Raw genomic sequence first — 15996 nt, 5'->3', positions numbered from 1 at the left:
ATAAAGATCAGTTTGTCGGAAAATCTATTTCAAATCCAATTCCTCTCAGGGATTGGATTTTGATTTCAGGATCGTTGATAAAATATTTTCTTAATCTGCTGATAAAAACATCAAGGCTTCTTCCTGTAAAATAATCATTGGTTTCCCACAGATTGTTCAAAATATCATCCCTCTTTATCGTTTTTCGATTGTGTTTCAACAAATAAAGCAAAAGCTGCTGTTCGCGGATCGTTAAACGGATATTTCCATCTGGATGGGAAAGCAGAAGTTTTTCCGTATCTAAAAAATAGTTTCCAATCTTTACCTGCGTTTCTGTGGATGTGGGCAAAGTTCTTTTAAGAATATTCTTAATCCTCAAAATAAGCTCTTCAGGATCGCAGGGTTTGGAAATATAGTCGTCGGCTCCGATTTTTAAACCAGTTAATCGATCAATTTTTTGATTTTTTGCCGTTAAAAACAGGATGGGAAAGTCAGGTTTCTCCTTTAAAATCATTTTAGCCAATGAAAAGCCGTCAATATGGGGCATCATAATATCCAAAATTCCAATATGAAAAGAAAAATCAGATTTTAAAATCTCTGTAATATCTTGAGGGTTCTGAAACCAAACGACTTCAAAATCCTCCAGTTCCAGATACTGCTTCAGGATCATTCCGAAATCGGAATCGTCTTCTGCTAAAAGGATCTTAATTTTCATAGGGTAAATTTATTTTAAAAAGAGTTTCTTCTTTGGGCTGAGAAATTACTTCAATCTTTCCTTTGTACTGATCGATAATTTTTTTCACAAAGTACAGCCCCAATCCCAATCCTTTCGTATTATGAATATTATTCGACTGAATTCTGTAGAACTTTTCGAAGATATTTTTCAGCTCTTTCTTTTCTATACCTTCTCCATTATCAGAAATTTCTATCATAAGATTCTCATGAAGATCCGCAATATTGACCTTTACTAAAAAAGCTCCGTATTTTACACTGTTTTCGCAAAGATTTTTAATGATGGTTTCCAGAAGGCTTTTATCAAATGGAAGCTCTTTGGTAACGTTGATTTCAGAAGCAAAGGTAATCTCAGGATAAGTAAAGGCTAAATCCTGAATAAAAAAGGCCCAGTCTTCAGGTTTAATAAAAAGGATTTCTCCGTATTCATCTTTGTGGAGCTGCTTCATAAGACTTTCCAGACGGCTGATCTGCCGGTCAATAAGGGGAAGAGTCTCAGGATTCCAGTCTTTTTTTAAAGCTTTTGATGCAATTTTCAACGTAGCGATAGGTGTTTTAAATTCATGGGAAATATTGTCGACTACCGTATGAAGAACTTCTACCTGCTTCTGTTGTTTGATTAAATTCCTGACCGTAAAAATAAAGAGAGCTAAAACACTTGCAAGCAGTAAGAAGCAGCATAAAAATAGCAAAATAAGCTCTTTAAATATGATAGTTTTAATATTTAAAATTTCAAATTCGGTAATGCTTTCAACAAGAAAAGAATCTCTTTTGTTCAATTCGCCATCTGTCGTAGATGTGGAAGAGGTCTCCCATTTTCCCGAACTTGAAATCCCTGTTTTTTTCAATTTGTTCTTTGTTTCATACAAAACAACAGGCTTATCGATCAGAGGAGTTTTGTCAGGAAGAGAAAGGATAGAAGTATATTGAATTTTGGCAGCAATTTTATACCCTTCCTTTTTAAAATGATTGTCTATATAATTGCTTATTTTGGCTTCTGTATTTCTTTTATTTTGCTCAAAATATCCCAGAAATTCTTCTTTGCTGATTTTTTTGTTGCGGTATTTAATGAAAATTTTCTGCAGATTGTCTTCTAGGGAAACATTTTTTGCGTTGCTTATTTCTTCCAGTTTATCGGTATAGTTGGTTAAACCCTGATGAACAGTTCTGTAAATATCCCGTTCTTTTACCAGATAGGTTTTATACATGAAATAGACCTGAATCCCCAACAACAGGAGAAAAAGGAATGCAAAGAGCGAAATAAGATATTTACTTTTAGAAATCATCAAAACAAAGATAAAAATTTAGTCTTTCCCTAATGGACATTAACCCGCCATTAACCTTCTGTTAACCGAAATTGTTGAAGACAATATGGAATTTTGCTGCATAATAATTCCGAAAAAATTAAATTATGTATAAATTAATTGTATTGCTGTGTTTCCCGATATTACTGTTTTCCCAGCAACAAAGAATTGAAGGAACAGTTTCAAATGCCGAACAGAAAAAGCTTTCCTTCGTAACTGTAGAAGTGTATGATTCTCAAAATAAATTGGTAAAAACGCTGAATACCGATACTCATGGAATTTTTATATTGGAAGGAATTTCCGCAAATCCAATAAAAATAAGAGTTAAAAACTCTGAATATGAATATTTCGAAAAGAGTTTTGATACAGAAAAAAAACAAATTATTGATATTGTTTTAAAAAGCAACCAGAAAGATATTGAAGAGGTTACAGTAACGAAAAAGAAACCTGTAGTGAAGAGAAAGGTAGACAGGTTGGAATTCAATGTGGAAAACAGCAATATTTCTTCGCTCAATGCCTGGGAAATCCTGAAGAAAACACCGAATGTAACCGTGAACAATGATGTTTTGACCGTTAAAGGAAGTACTGGAATTTTAGTTACGATCAATGATAAAAAAATAATGCTGACTGGAGATGAATTGAAAAACCTGCTTGAAAACACTCAGGGAGATGAGGTGAAATCTGTTGAAGTCATTACGAATCCGCCTGCAAAGTACGAAGCACAGGGAAGCGCTGTTCTGAATATTGTAATGAAGAAAAATAAGATTGAAGGATACCGTGGTGTAATCTCTTCAAAATATGTTCAGACTCAATATGCAAAAGGAAATATGGGAATTTCCCAGTTTTATAAGAAAGATAAACTTTCTGTGATGGGAAGCTATTACAGAGGAGCAGGAACGTATATCAGGGAAGGAACAGATTATGTGAATTATCAGGAAGATCAGACGAGATGGATCAGTACGATGAACAGGAAGGATAAAAATAACAATCAGAATACAGTTAATTTTAATATTGAATATGAGGCAGACAGTTTGACGAATATAAGCCTCAATTATTCAGGATATTTCAGTCCGAAATCTTTCGGAACGTATTATGTTCCTACTCTGATTTATAATAATCAGGATATAGCGGAATCCAATTATCTCACAATTAATGATCATCATTCCCGAAGCATCAACAATTCATTAAGCTTTCAGGTCGACAGAAAATTAAACAAAAACAGCAGTCTTAGCTGGATTAATTATTTTACCGGAAATAACTCCCGGAAATATCAGAATGTCCTGACGTATCTTGATTTTGTTAATCAGACACCGGAAGAAAGAAATTTTTTGACGAATAATAAAAGTAATATTCAGCTTTATTCCACGCAGTTTGATTATCAGTGGAAAAAGGATAAATTCGAGTTGGAATCTGGAGTGAAGTACAGTTTTGTAAAAACAAACAGCCAATTGGATTTTTCAGACAATGAAAACGGGCAATTTGAATACAGACCGGAAAAAAGCAATATTTTTGACTATAAGGAACAGAACTTTGCCCTTTATTCTTCTCTGGCCTACAACCTTGATAAATGGAGTTTCAAAGGGGGACTTCGTGCGGAAATGACAGACTTGGAAGGCGTTGTATCGGAGCCCCATGAAATCAATAAAAATAATTACTGGAGTTTGTTTCCGACAGCTTATGTACAGTATACGACTGAAAATAAACAGGAATTCGGATTTTCGTATGGAAAAAGAATTAGCAGACCCTCCTATTCCTGGCTGAACCCTGCTAAATCTTATTACAACCTGTTTTCTTATTTTCAGGGAGATCCTAAACTGAAAGCGACAATTATTCATAATCTCAACCTCACCTATTCATGGAAAGAATGGAATGTAGATCTTTATTATAGAAAAGAGCTGTATCCGTCTATGGAAATTTCTTTTCAGGAGCCAAGTTCAAACAATCTGATTTACTATTTTACCAATATTGAAAAAGGTCAGGCTTATGGATTGAGTGTATATAAAAATTTTCAGATCAAGCCTTGGTGGAATCTGGTTCTTTCAGAGAATCTGGAGCATAATGAGAATTATTTTAAAGGAGTGGATGATATTCTTTATAAGAATAAAGTCTGGAACTGGGTTTCTAACATTTCTACTTCTTTCACCTTAGATAAAAACAGTGACTGGAAAATGGAAGTGGGGCACAATTACTATTCTCCGGGCATACAGGGAACATTCAGGATCTCAAGCTCTTGGTCTGCCTATTTTGTGATGAGCCGGAAGTTCTTCAATAAAAGATTGGAGGCAAGTTTTGTATTTAATGATATTTTCAGAACAATGGAGCAGAAAATAAGCACTAAATATGCGAATCAGGATAATTACTTTTTGGATTATCAGGATACGCAGGGTTTTACACTTTCTTTAAAATTCAATTTCGGAAACCAGTCTGTGAAAAATGTTAAGACCATCAAGAAAACGGATGAACAGGACCGATTATAAAATTTAAAAATACAATTATTTTTTCGTTAAATATTTTCTATGCTTGAACGAATACGCTTTCTGTTCCACATTTTCCTTAATTTTGCCACGAATAAATAAAAAATTGAAATAATGAAACAGTTTCTTTCGGGGCTATTGATGATCGTTACCTTGCAGCAGGTTTCTGCTCAGGAGCTTTATATGCCGAGAAATATAAAGAAGGCGTATGAAAATGGTACAAGAAGTATGTCGGGAGCACCGGGAAAAAACTATTGGCAAAATAAAGGAGTTTACAATGTTGAGGTAAAAGTGGATGGCGCAACGAAAATAGTTTCCGGAAAAGAAACTATTGTTTATAGCAATAACAGTCCGAATGACCTGAATGAATTGGCAATAAGATTTGTAAATAACTTACACAAGCCCCAGTCGCCGAGATCGGGATTTGTTTCTAAAGATTTTTTATCATCGGGATTAGACATTAAATCATTTACTGTAAATGGTGAAAAATACAACATCAATAGTGATGATTGGGGAACGGTAGAAAAAGTAAAGCTGAATTCTGTTTTAAAGTCAAAGTCAAAAGCTGAGATCAAAATAGAGTGGGAATATCCTCTTTCTGTTCAGAGCGGAAGAGAAGGGCAAATAGATCCTGAAACATTTTATGTGGCTTATTCTTTCCCTAGAGTTTCTGTGTATGATGATTACAACGGATGGGATATGCTTCCGCATTCAGACAGACAGGAATTTTATAACGATTTTAATGACTATTCGTTTGCGATTACCGCTCCCAAAAATTATGTGGTTTGGGCAACAGGAGATTTTCTTAATCCCGAATCCGTTCTTCAGCCAGAATACCTGAAAAGATATAAAACATCTTTAAGAAGTGATAAGGTAATAAATATTGCGACCGAACAGGAAATGAAGTCTGGTAAAGTTACCAAACAGAATAAGTGGAATGTATGGAAATTTAAAGCCAGCCATATCACTGACTTTTGTTTTGCCCTGAGTAAACACTATACCTGGGATGCAGCAAGTGTACAGCTGAAAACAAAAAGAGTGAGCGTCCAGGCTGGGTATAAAAGCGGAGCTAAAGATTTTGAGCATTATGTAGACTGGATGAGATATAATCTGGATTGGTTCTCAAAAAACTGGCCGGGTGTGGAATATCCTTATAATGCAATGACTGCCATTCAGGGATATGCGGATATGGAATATCCTATGATGATTAATGATACAAGTATTCCGGATGATTTTCCGGATGCAAGATTGACGGCAGATCACGAAATTGCACATACCTATTTCCCTTTTTATATGGGAATCAACGAAACGCGCTATGCATTTATGGATGAAGGTTGGGCAACTACTTTGGAATACCTAATCGGGATTGACGAAAACGGTGAAGCAGCGGCGCAGGAATTTTATAAAAACTTCCGTGTTAAAAGATGGATCAACGATCCTTCTTCAGAACAGGATCAGCCTATTATTACGATGAGTACACAAGTAAGCGGAGCAGGTTACGGAAATAATTCTTATGTCAAAGCTTCATTATCTTACCTGGCTTTGAAAGATTACTTGGGAGATGATTTATTTAAAAAAGCACTTCATCATTATATGAACAACTGGAACGGAAAGCATCCGATTCCATGGGATTATTTTAACTCTATGAATACCGGTTCCGGAAAGAATCTGAACTGGTTTTTTAATAACTGGTTCTACACCAATAATTATATTGATTTGAAAATAGGAGCTACGGCTCAGCAAAATAATCTGCTTTCTATCAGTGTAGATAACGTAGGTGGCTTTGCCATTCCTTTTGATGCAAAAATTAAATATGAAGACGGTGATGTCGAAACCCTTCACTTTTCTCCTTCCGTATGGGAAAAAGATCAGACGAAAACGGTTCTTACGATTCCTATCAAGAAAAAAGTAAAGTCAATCAATTTAGATGGTGGACTTTTCATGGATTATACACCGGAAAATAACTCAAAGAATCTATAAATAAAAAAGCCTGAGAATTTTCTCAGGCTTTTTTATGAAGGTTAATTTTTAATAAACTCTTAATCCGGCTCTTGCACCTGATGAAGCAACTACAGATTGTATTCTTGTTTTTTGTCCGGCAGAGAACATAAACATGGCAGCATCATCTACATAATCCATATAGTTCATGAACATAACGGATCTTTGTACTCCTGTACAAGTGTTGTAAAGAGGATAAGTTGGCTTTCCGTAATTAGCTGTTGTTTGTGTAGGAGTATCGTCTACCAAATCATTTCCACAATTAGCATCTCCCCAAATATGTCTTAAGTTCAGATAATGACCTACTTCATGAGTTGCAGTTCGTCCTAAGTTAAAAGGAGAAGAAGCTCCTGTTTTACCAAAGAAAGGAGCGGCAATTACCACACCGTCATTCCATAAACCTGCAGATTCAGGGAATGTAGCATAGCCTAAAATAGTTTGCCCTTGACTTGTCATTTTGCCTACAACCCACATATTAAGATAATTGGTAGGGCTTGTTGCATCAATTCCTCCGGAAGAAGCTTTTTTCATAGCATCATTAGTTCTCCAGCTCTTTGTAGTGGTTTTTTTTCTTATTGTATTTACTAATCTGAATTTAACTTTTATATCTCCGGAACTTACTCCCTGAAATTCGCCAGGAATTTTACTGATATCAGTGTTTGTAGCACTATAATCCTGATTCAGTATAGCAATTTGTTCTGCGATTCTTGCATCAGAAACATTTTCTGCTGTAGTATTGTAAACAACATTTACCACTACTGGGATTTCTACACTGCCGTCAGCAAGTACTTTTCCTAATTTTAGGTCGTTGGCAAATCTTTCGGTATTAGCTTCCAATGTTGCAAATCTTTGTCTTAATTCAGAGCTGTTTTTTAAAGCTTCCTGTCGTATTTCTTCCGAGGGACAACCTCTTCTGACTATATTGGAAGATTCTGAAGTGTTGGATAAATCTTCAGATTGATTGGTGATGTTATCACTATTACAAGATGATAAAGATCCTAGCACTAGGACGCCTAATAATAATTTTTTCATATCATATATCTTTAAATTTCTATAAGTGAATTTAGAACATTTGAAATTAATAGACAATAATGATTTTAAAATTTTTATATTAATGTGTTAATGTTTTTGTTTTAAATTTGTGATATATTTATATTATTTGAATTTTTGATGATTTGTGTGTTGTTGGTTGCTTTGGAAATAAAAAACCTTTCTCTAAAATAAGAGAAAGGCTTTCTTGAGTTAAATATATAATTAAATGTGTTTGTGTATAATTTAAGATTCTGCAAAACCGTTTTTGATAGCATAAATAGCTAGCCCTACTCTGGTTTTCAGATCCAGTTTTTCGCAGAGCTGATCGCGGTAGCTTTCTACTGTTCTTGGGCTGCAGCACATTTTTTCTGCAATTTCTTTGTAGCTAAGTTCGGTTACAGTATATTTTAAAAATTCTTTTTCCCTATCAGAGATTTTGATGTTTGTATCAGAGTCATGGTGACTGTTGAGATTAGAAAGAATAATCTTTGATGCCCATTCCGGATAAAAATATCCATCCTTATCAAGTCTGGTCAATGCTTCTTCCAGATCTTTTGGGTGAGTGTTTTTCAGCAGATAGCCTTTTGCTCCGTTCTTCACCATTTTTATTACACTCTTGTCATCACCCTGCATACTTAGAGCCATTACTTTGATTTCTGGATGATTTTCCTGAAGCCATGATACCGTTTCAAATCCATCCATTAAGGGCATGCTGATATCTAACAGGATGATGTCGGGAACAGGATTTTTTTCTTCGAACTTTTGAATAAGATCTTTCCCGTTTTCTGCCACATAAATAACTTCAAAGTCATTAAAATTATCAATAATTCCTTCCAAAGCTTTTGCAATAAGCACGTGGTCGTCTACAATTACTATCGTCTTTTTCATGAATGTTTTTTTAAAGTTATTTTAACCTGTGTTCCTTTATTTTTTTCGCTTTCTATGGTAAAATCGGCATTAATAATTTTAGCTCTGTTTTTCATATTCGTAAGACCAATTCCATTGTTGAGGGTCTTTGAAGTATCAAAACCGATTCCATCGTCGGTAATTTCCAGTTCCCAAAGAAGGTCTTCGGAAGTATCTAATCGGATATAAATATTTTTACATTGAGAATGCTTTATACTATTTTGAATAAATTCCTGAATAATTCTTAAAAGCACATTTTTATGCACAAAACTTAGATCCAATTGGTTAAAGTTATGCTCAAAAATGATTTTACACTTCTTAAACGAGTTGGTATTGTCTACTTCTTCCTGTATCAAAGTTACAATTTCCTTCTGATTGATATTGTCATCAGTTAATGTCTTTGACAAACTTCGAAGGTCCTGAAGAGATTGATTAATGATCTGAGAAACCTGTTCAATTCTTTCACTCGCTTCCGGAACCTTATTTTCATATAACATTTGCTGGGTATAAAGACTTACCAAGGTAAGCTTTTGTCCTATATTGTCGTGCAGTTCTCTTCCGATTTGCTGCATGGTTGCCTGTTGAATTTCCAGCTGGGTGGCGAGAAGCTCTTTCTGATGAATTTCGTTATTGATTTCAATCTCATTCAGGTATTCTTTTTTTCTTTGCTGATATTTTCTGATGTAGATCATAACTGCTACTATAAAGAATACAAAAAACAGATTAAATAAAATAATCGTTAAGAATAATTCTGTTTTCCCCATATGAATGAACTTGCAAATAAAATATATGTGATAATACCCGACACCAGAAAGTAATTAAAATAAATATTCCAAATTTCCTTATATTTTACCAAAAATGACATAAAGGCCATAAAAGGGAGTGTTCCTATATAACACAAAGTAATTCCAAGGTTAATATAAAACATTTTATTTTTATTAAAATTAAGAATATCCTGTGAGGTAATTTGTTTATGAAACTCCATAATTACTAAAAGCATTAACATCAAACAGCCGAGCGTATAGTTGAATGCAAATACTATTTTGCCTCTCGAAAAGTATAATTCATTTGGAATGAATGAGAGTAAATATAAAATAGATAATATCCAAAATAGTTTAGGCTTTCCTAAAGACTTTGCCGCATATAACCAGTAAAAAAATATAAACTGTACTGGCATCATTAAATAGTTAAAATACTGTGCTTTGGTAAAATGAGTAAAATCTCCCCATTTGCCATATGCTTCGCCAAGAAAAATAAATACCAGGTAAAACACAAAAAAAATCCAATATTGTTCTTTTAAACGGTTATAATAGAAAAGAGCGATGAGTGCTGCAAGTCCTTCAGACCAAACCATACTATTTTGGGCAAATTCTTGAAATTCCGTCATACTGGAGTTTAATAATTAAAAGAGAGGTAAAGTAGTTTTCACTTGCTTTTTTAGGAGTAATTCTTTTTTCCCCATATAAATGAACTTGCAAATAATAGGTACATGATAATTCCTGAAATCAAAAAGTAAGAAAAATAAACATGATAAATATCTCTATAATCTTTTATGTAGGCAAAAAACGTCCAAAATGGCATTGTTCCAATATAAAACAGAGTGACCCCTAAATTAATATAAAACATCGGGTTTTTATTGAAATTAAGGATATTTGATGAATTAATCTGTTTATAATATTCCATTACAACTAATCCCATAAGAATCAGACAACCAAAGGTGTAGCTGAATGACATAATTATTTTCTTGGTAGAAACAACTTCACCAAATACCAAAGAAAGTAAATATAATGCCGAAATTACATAGAATAATTTAGGCTTTGCAAAAGATTTTGCTGCATAGATCCAAAAAAAGAAAATAAATTCAACAGGAATTACAAAATAATTATAAAAATTCTGTTTGCTATAGTCAATGAAATTCTCACCCCATTTACCCATGACTTCACAAAGAAACATTAGTATTAAATAATATGAGAAATATTTCCAATATTGATTTTTGATTTTAGGATAATATAATATTGAAACTAAAGCCGCAAGACCTTCTACCCATATTAGAGAATTTTGTAAAATTATTTCCAGTTCAGTCATTGAGTCTTAATTTGTTTTTTAGTTTTTTTTTAAAAAGTTTCTACTTTAATATTATTTGGCGGATTTAATACTCCGTGATTCTGGGAAATAATATTGCCCTCCAATCTTGAATTTCTTACAGACGCCATAGCGAGTAATTCGCCTTCTCCCGTTGTACTCAGTGGGTTGAAATCATAAGGCAGCATATTTCCTTCTCCGTCGTCTGCCTTCAATGTAGGAACCATAACCAAAGTATGTCTTTCCGCATATTCTGCTTCAATCGGAGTATCTTTCATGATATCCCAATCTTCTTTTTTCGGATAAGCTGCGTAATAGATTCTGATTCCTAAATCCTGATCTGTTGTACTGGGTGCATTTTTTCGGGTTTCATTTTCAATGTCAGAGATAAATTTCTTTAAGGTATCTAAATCAAAATGAATAGAATGCGCATCATCAATTCCCAATCTGTCTTTTACAAATGCCAAATGATTGTTTCTGTAATTGTTGATCAAAGTCTGAATAAATTCACAACTCATTGTGTTTGACACTGAGTTTTGCTCGAATGCCTCAACGTTTAGGTTAGGTTTTGTTTTCATAAAACTGGTTTTATAAATGAAATTAGTTGGTAGTGCAAATTTCGACAAAAAATTATGTTAATACGACACGGGTTTTTCCTGATTATTTATGGGGTTTTTACGGATTGTATATTTTAAATAAAAGTATAAAGAATTTCAATAGGTGGTATAAAAAATAAGTGCTGTAGATATGGTCTGTGGCACTTATTACAAAAAATATATTCACAAAATTTGATTTCAGAAAAAAATGAAATATAAAAATATGGATGATGGATTTTCAACGAATTACAACTTAGATGATAATTTGAAAATTTATACGAGGAAAAACTCTGTAATAAATGATAGATTTGCAGCGATTATTTAATCGGTTAAATATAAAAAAATTATAAAATGAAAAGACAGACTATCGCATTATTTTGCATAGCAGTATTTAGTGTTTCATGTGCTAAGAAAGATGAAACTACAGTAGATAGCAAGTACACGGATGACCAAAAAGCTTCTTATTATATAGGTTTAAGTATTGCTCGAAACATGAAACAAGAAGGCTTCAAAGTAGATGCAGATCTTTTAGCTCAGGCTATTAAAGAAGAAACGGATGGAGGAAAAAAGCTAATGCCGGCTGAAGAGATGGATGCCTTTATGCAGGAGTTTATGCAGAAGCAACATGAAAAAAAGCAAGCTGAAGCGGGGTTACAAGCAGGCGAAAATAAGAAAAAAGGTCTGGAATTTCTTACAAAAAATAAAAGTAATCCTAAAGTGAAAACCACAGCTTCAGGTTTACAATATGAAGTGTTGCAGGAAGGTGATGGTAAAACAAAACCAAAAGCGTCACATGTTGTACAGGTAAAATATACTGGAAAGCTTCTGGATGGGACTGTTTTCGACTCTACTGACAAAAATGGAGGCGCACCAATGGATATTAATCTGGGCGCGGTAATCAAAGGATGGACAGAAGGGATCCAACTTATGAGCAAAGGATCTAAATACAGATTTTACATTCCTTCAGATTTGGCTTATGGAGATAACGGAGCCGAACCGGCAATTCCCGCAGGCGCTACCATCATTTTTGATGTAGAATTAATGAATATAAAATAGAGATACTGTTGATTGTAAAATCGGAGACAATGAAAATATGCTTATTTTATAATCTGATGTATTACAAAATAAAATTTCCGCAGACAAAAAAGTCTGCGGAAATTCTACAAAAATAATATATGAAAAAAACTACTTATAATTCTGTAGGTCTGAAGACCAAACCTGTTTCCTCGAAATAATCCAAAGTGATTCTGTCACCATCATTCACGGTTCCTGCAAGGATTTCTCTTGATAATTTATTCAAGACTTCCTGCTGGATCACTCTTTTTAAAGGTCTAGCCCCAAAAGCGGGATCATATCCTTTATTCATCAGGTAATCTACGGCATCCTGAGTTGCAGTCATGATGATATTTCGTTTTGCTAACATATCATTGAATCCTCTCAATTGGTAGGTAACAATTTTTCCGATCTCTTTTTTTCTTAAAGGCTGGAATAATACAACCTCATCAATTCTGTTCAGGAATTCCGGACGCAATGTTTGTTTCAATAAATCGAAAACTTCATCTTTTGTTTTGTCAACAATTTCATCCTGATTTTCATCGGTGATATTCTCAAAATTCTCCTGAATCAGGTGTGAGCCTAAATTCGAGGTCATAATGATGATCGAGTTTTTAAAATTAACAACTCTACCTTTATTATCCGTCAAACGACCGTCATCTAAAACCTGCAATAGTGTGTTGAAAACATCCGGATGCGCTTTTTCAATTTCATCCAAAAGCACGACAGAATAAGGTCTTCTTCTCACAGCTTCGGTCAACTGACCGCCTTCATCATAACCCACATATCCAGGAGGCGCACCAACCAATCTCGAAACCGAATGACGTTCCTGATATTCACTCATATCGATTCTCGTCATATTGTTTTCATCATCGAATAAAAACTCTGCTAAGGCTTTTGCCAGCTCGGTCTTTCCGACTCCGGTTGTTCCTAAGAATAAGAACGAACCGATTGGTTTTTTATCGTCACTTAACCCTGCTCTGTTTCTTCTAATGGCATCCGCAACAGCTGTAATCGCTTCATCCTGTCCTACAACTCTGTGATGAAGTTCAGTTTCAAGATTTAACAGTTTTTCTCTTTCGGATTGAAGAAGCTTGGTCACTGGAATTCCCGTCCATTTTGCAATCACTTCAGAGATGTTTTCAGAAGTTACTTCTTCCTTAATCAATTCATTCTGATGATTTTGCATTTCAAGTTCAAGTTTTCCAAGCTCTTCTTCTTTTTCACGAAGTTTTCCATATTGGATTTCTGCTACCTTTGCGTAATCTCCTGCTCTTGAAGCTCTTTCTGCTTCTAGTTTCAGAGATTCTATATCTTTTTTAATCTGAGTTAAATCTTCAGATTTTTGTTTTTCCTTTAACCATTTTGCGTTGATTTCATTTCTCTGTTCCGAAATTTTCGCAATGTCTTCTTTTAAATGATCGATTTTGGTCTGGTTACCTTCTCTGGAAATCGCTGCCAATTCAATCTCCATTTGCATCAGTTTTCTGTCTAAAACATCCAGCTCTTCAGGTTTTGAATTAATTTCCATTCTTAATTTCGCAGAAGCTTCATCAATCAAGTCAATCGCTTTATCCGGTAAGAATCGATCTGAAATATATCGTTGCGACATTTCCACTGCTGCAATAATCGCTTCATCTTTGATTCTTACTTTGTGGTGCGCTTCATATTTATCTTTAATTCCACGAAGGATAGAAATTGCCGATTCTGTATCTGGTTCTTCTACCATCACTTTCTGGAAACGTCTTTCCAACGCTTTATCTTTTTCAAAATATTTTTGATATTCATTTAAAGTCGTTGCACCGATGGCTCTTAATTCTCCTCTTGCTAAAGCTGGTTTCAAAATATTCGCTGCATCCATCGCGCCTTCACCGCCTCCGGCTCCCACCAAAGTGTGGATCTCGTCGATGAAAAGAATGATTTGTCCGTCTGATTTGATCACTTCATTCACAACCGATTTCAGACGTTCTTCAAATTCACCTTTATATTTTGCACCGGCAATCAAAGCGCCCATATCCAATGAATATAATGTTTTATCCATCAGATTTTCAGGAACGTCGCCGCTGATAATTCTGTGGGCAATTCCTTCAGCGATAGCAGTTTTACCAACTCCCGGTTCACCAATCAGAATCGGATTGTTTTTAGTTCTTCTTGAAAGAATCTGTAAAACTCTCCTGATTTCTTCATCACGCCCGATTACAGGATCTAATTTTCCTTCTGCTGCTAATTCGTTGAAGTTTTTTGCATATTTATTTAAGGACTGATAAGTTTCTTCCGAACTTGCAGAAGTCGCCTTGCTTCCTTTTCTTAATTCTTTAATTCCGCCTTCTAAAAGATTTTTTGTAACGCCCATATCTTTCAGCATCTTTGAAACTTCTGAATTGGTTTCTAACAATGAAAGCCATAAATGTTCGATCGTTACATATTCATCACCCATTTTTTTTGCAATGTTGGGAGCATCAAGCAGCACTTTGTTGGCTGATTGTGAAAGGTAAATACTTCCTCCCTGTACTTTGGGAAGTTTTTCTAAATTTTCACGGTTGCGCTCTCTTACCAAAGCAGCATCTGCTTCAGATTTTTTTAATAAGAAAGGTGAAATATTCTCATCTACCTGAAAAATTCCTTCAAGCAAATGTTGAGGTTCAATCTGCTGGTTACCGAATTCCATTGCCACTTGTTGCGCAGCCTGGATGGCTTCCTGTGATTTTACAGTATATTGATTTAGATTCATATTCTTTATATTTTTGAGTTTCTATTATTTGGTTTCAATTTTCAGATTGTAGACATCAGATTTCAGACCATAATAGTCAAATAAATGTTAATTTTTATCAGGTTTTCTAATTTCTGATGTCCTCAATCTTACTTAATCATTTAATTCGGTTACTGTATCTCAAAAACTGTTCAATTATTGAATTTTTAAAAATAATGGACAAAATTTCCGAATATTATATTTTTGAATGATTGTGAAAAGACAAATTTTCCGATTCGTTTAATTTGAATTAAAAATTGTAGAAAAACCGTCAGATTGTAATAGAGCATTTTAATCCTTCGAAGATTTGCACTCTGTCATTCTGAACGAAGCAAAGCGGAGTGAAGAATCTCTAATACTAAGTTTAGATTCTTCCTTCGTCAGAATGACAAGAATGTTCTCAACGTAATGAAAGTTCCACGTTTAAAAATCATCCTCTCAAAATCAAATATTAAAATCAAAATAATTACTTTTGCGTTTTGCAAATGGAGTTAAAAGAAAAACAAAGAAAAATATTAGACGTTGCGGTAGAACTTTTCAAGGAGAAGGGGTATATGGGTAGCTCTGTAAGAGATTTGGCGACAAAGCTCAATATAAAAGCAGCTTCTTTATATGCACATATCCGCTCGAAGGAAGAAATTCTGGAATGGATTTGTTTTGGCATCGCCCAGGAATTTTTCGATGAACTTCAGGAGGTGAAAAATACTAATATTCCTCCAAGAGAAAAGCTGGATCTTTTTTTAGATAAACATTTGTCGGTTGTTCTAAAAAACCGTGATGTTACCCATATTTATTCCAACGAATGGAAGCATTTGGAAGAAAGGCTCCCCGAATTTGTTGAGCTCAGAAAAAATTATCAGCAGGAGGTTGAAGATTTAATTTCTGAAATCTATCAGGCAGAAAATTGGGAACTGAAATCTCCGGCTTTTACGACAAGATTTATTCTTCATACTTTAAACAATTCTTATTTTTGGTTCAAAAGAAATATTGAATCGACCAATGAGATAACCGATGAAATCAGGGATAAAATTCTTTACGGCCTTTTAGGAAATCATAACAGTAGTCAATTGTTATTCTGACGAAAGAAGAAT

General features: G+C 34.3%; 13 protein-coding genes. 4 read left to right on the top strand and 9 right to left on the bottom strand.

What is annotated here, in order from left to right; genetic code table 11:
• Positions 1-7: 7 nt before the first annotated feature.
• Together MKS83_RS11825 and MKS83_RS11820 are read right to left on the bottom strand one after the other, a co-directional pair.
• Positions 8-694, bottom strand: a complete 687-nt coding sequence (locus tag MKS83_RS11825) for a response regulator transcription factor (RefSeq protein WP_240579863.1) — start codon at positions 692-694, stop codon at positions 8-10.
• Positions 684-1997 (bottom strand): sensor histidine kinase, encoded by a 1314-nt coding sequence (locus MKS83_RS11820; RefSeq protein WP_240579862.1) that lies wholly within the window; start codon positions 1995-1997, stop codon positions 684-686. The genes MKS83_RS11825 and MKS83_RS11820 overlap by 11 nt, the downstream gene beginning before the upstream one ends.
• Positions 1998-2122: 125 nt before the next feature.
• Between MKS83_RS11820 and MKS83_RS11815 the strand changes: the two genes are divergently transcribed.
• Together MKS83_RS11815 and MKS83_RS11810 are read left to right on the top strand one after the other, a co-directional pair.
• Positions 2123-4492 (top strand): outer membrane beta-barrel family protein, encoded by a 2370-nt coding sequence (locus MKS83_RS11815; protein ID WP_240579861.1) that lies wholly within the window; start codon positions 2123-2125, stop codon positions 4490-4492.
• A 111-nt stretch (positions 4493-4603) separates the two neighbouring features.
• Positions 4604-6469, top strand: coding sequence for a M1 family metallopeptidase (locus tag MKS83_RS11810; protein WP_240579860.1), 1866 nt, complete (start codon positions 4604-4606; stop codon positions 6467-6469).
• A gap of 48 nt (positions 6470-6517) precedes the next feature.
• On the opposite strand, the gene MKS83_RS11805 is transcribed toward MKS83_RS11810, so the two are convergent.
• The 6 genes from MKS83_RS11805 to MKS83_RS11780 form a co-directional block, all read right to left on the bottom strand.
• Complete coding sequence (locus MKS83_RS11805) at positions 6518-7519, bottom strand: zinc metalloprotease (protein ID WP_100377106.1); 1002 nt, start codon at positions 7517-7519, stop codon at positions 6518-6520.
• Between the two features lie 243 nt (positions 7520-7762).
• Positions 7763-8407 carry a response regulator transcription factor gene (locus MKS83_RS11800; protein WP_240579859.1) on the bottom strand — a complete coding sequence of 215 codons (645 nt, stop codon included), beginning with the start codon at positions 8405-8407 and terminating at the stop codon, positions 7763-7765.
• A complete protein-coding gene (locus tag MKS83_RS11795; protein ID WP_240579858.1) occupies positions 8404-9189 on the bottom strand; it encodes a sensor histidine kinase in 786 nt (261 codons plus the stop codon). The genes MKS83_RS11800 and MKS83_RS11795 overlap by 4 nt, the downstream gene beginning before the upstream one ends.
• Positions 9165-9812, bottom strand: coding sequence for a hypothetical protein (locus MKS83_RS11790; RefSeq protein WP_240579857.1), 648 nt, complete (start codon positions 9810-9812; stop codon positions 9165-9167). The genes MKS83_RS11795 and MKS83_RS11790 overlap by 25 nt, the downstream gene beginning before the upstream one ends.
• Before the next feature lie 50 nt (positions 9813-9862).
• Positions 9863-10510: a hypothetical protein gene (locus MKS83_RS11785; protein ID WP_240579856.1), complete on the bottom strand. Its 648-nt coding sequence runs from the start codon at positions 10508-10510 to the stop codon at positions 9863-9865.
• A 29-nt stretch (positions 10511-10539) separates the two neighbouring features.
• Entirely contained in the window at positions 10540-11085 is a 546-nt protein-coding gene (locus MKS83_RS11780; RefSeq protein ID WP_240579855.1) for a hypothetical protein, read from the bottom strand.
• Positions 11086-11454: 369 nt separating this feature from the next.
• Here MKS83_RS11780 and MKS83_RS11775 point away from each other — a divergent pair, with 369 nt between their 5' ends.
• Positions 11455-12159 carry an FKBP-type peptidyl-prolyl cis-trans isomerase gene (locus tag MKS83_RS11775; RefSeq protein ID WP_240579854.1) on the top strand — a complete coding sequence of 235 codons (705 nt, stop codon included), beginning with the start codon at positions 11455-11457 and terminating at the stop codon, positions 12157-12159.
• Between the two features lie 133 nt (positions 12160-12292).
• On the opposite strand, the gene clpB is transcribed toward MKS83_RS11775, so the two are convergent.
• Positions 12293-14887: an ATP-dependent chaperone ClpB gene (clpB, locus tag MKS83_RS11770; RefSeq protein WP_240579853.1), complete on the bottom strand. Its 2595-nt coding sequence runs from the start codon at positions 14885-14887 to the stop codon at positions 12293-12295.
• Positions 14888-15390: 503 nt separating this feature from the next.
• On the opposite strand from clpB, the gene MKS83_RS11765 reads away from it, so the two are divergent.
• Complete coding sequence (locus MKS83_RS11765; protein WP_240579852.1) at positions 15391-15984, top strand: TetR/AcrR family transcriptional regulator; 594 nt, start codon at positions 15391-15393, stop codon at positions 15982-15984.
• Positions 15985-15996 lie beyond the last annotated feature (12 nt).

The organism is Chryseobacterium sp. Y16C (assembly GCF_022488405.1).
GTDB lineage: Bacteria > Bacteroidota > Bacteroidia > Flavobacteriales > Weeksellaceae > Chryseobacterium > Chryseobacterium geocarposphaerae.
The sequence above is the reverse complement of the archived record's forward strand: the minus strand, read 5'-3'. Positions and strand labels throughout refer to the sequence as shown.

What these genes read in the sequence shown, in the direction of transcription:
- MKS83_RS11825 (WP_240579863.1), bottom strand. Translation starts at nt 694, where the DNA reads ATGAAAATTAAGATCCTTTTAGCAGAAGACGATTCCGATTTCGGAATG.
- MKS83_RS11820 (WP_240579862.1), bottom strand. Translation starts at nt 1,997, where the DNA reads ATGATTTCTAAAAGTAAATATCTTATTTCGCTCTTTGCATTCCTTTTT.
- MKS83_RS11815 (WP_240579861.1), top strand. Translation starts at nt 2,123, where the DNA reads ATGTATAAATTAATTGTATTGCTGTGTTTCCCGATATTACTGTTTTCC.
- MKS83_RS11810 (WP_240579860.1), top strand. Translation starts at nt 4,604, where the DNA reads ATGAAACAGTTTCTTTCGGGGCTATTGATGATCGTTACCTTGCAGCAG.
- MKS83_RS11805 (WP_100377106.1), bottom strand. Translation starts at nt 7,519, where the DNA reads ATGAAAAAATTATTATTAGGCGTCCTAGTGCTAGGATCTTTATCATCT.
- MKS83_RS11800 (WP_240579859.1), bottom strand. Translation starts at nt 8,407, where the DNA reads ATGAAAAAGACGATAGTAATTGTAGACGACCACGTGCTTATTGCAAAA.
- MKS83_RS11795 (WP_240579858.1), bottom strand. Translation starts at nt 9,189, where the DNA reads ATGGGGAAAACAGAATTATTCTTAACGATTATTTTATTTAATCTGTTT.
- MKS83_RS11790 (WP_240579857.1), bottom strand. Translation starts at nt 9,812, where the DNA reads ATGACGGAATTTCAAGAATTTGCCCAAAATAGTATGGTTTGGTCTGAA.
- MKS83_RS11785 (WP_240579856.1), bottom strand. Translation starts at nt 10,510, where the DNA reads ATGACTGAACTGGAAATAATTTTACAAAATTCTCTAATATGGGTAGAA.
- MKS83_RS11780 (WP_240579855.1), bottom strand. Translation starts at nt 11,085, where the DNA reads ATGAAAACAAAACCTAACCTAAACGTTGAGGCATTCGAGCAAAACTCA.
- MKS83_RS11775 (WP_240579854.1), top strand. Translation starts at nt 11,455, where the DNA reads ATGAAAAGACAGACTATCGCATTATTTTGCATAGCAGTATTTAGTGTT.
- clpB (WP_240579853.1), bottom strand. Translation starts at nt 14,887, where the DNA reads ATGAATCTAAATCAATATACTGTAAAATCACAGGAAGCCATCCAGGCT.
- MKS83_RS11765 (WP_240579852.1), top strand. Translation starts at nt 15,391, where the DNA reads ATGGAGTTAAAAGAAAAACAAAGAAAAATATTAGACGTTGCGGTAGAA.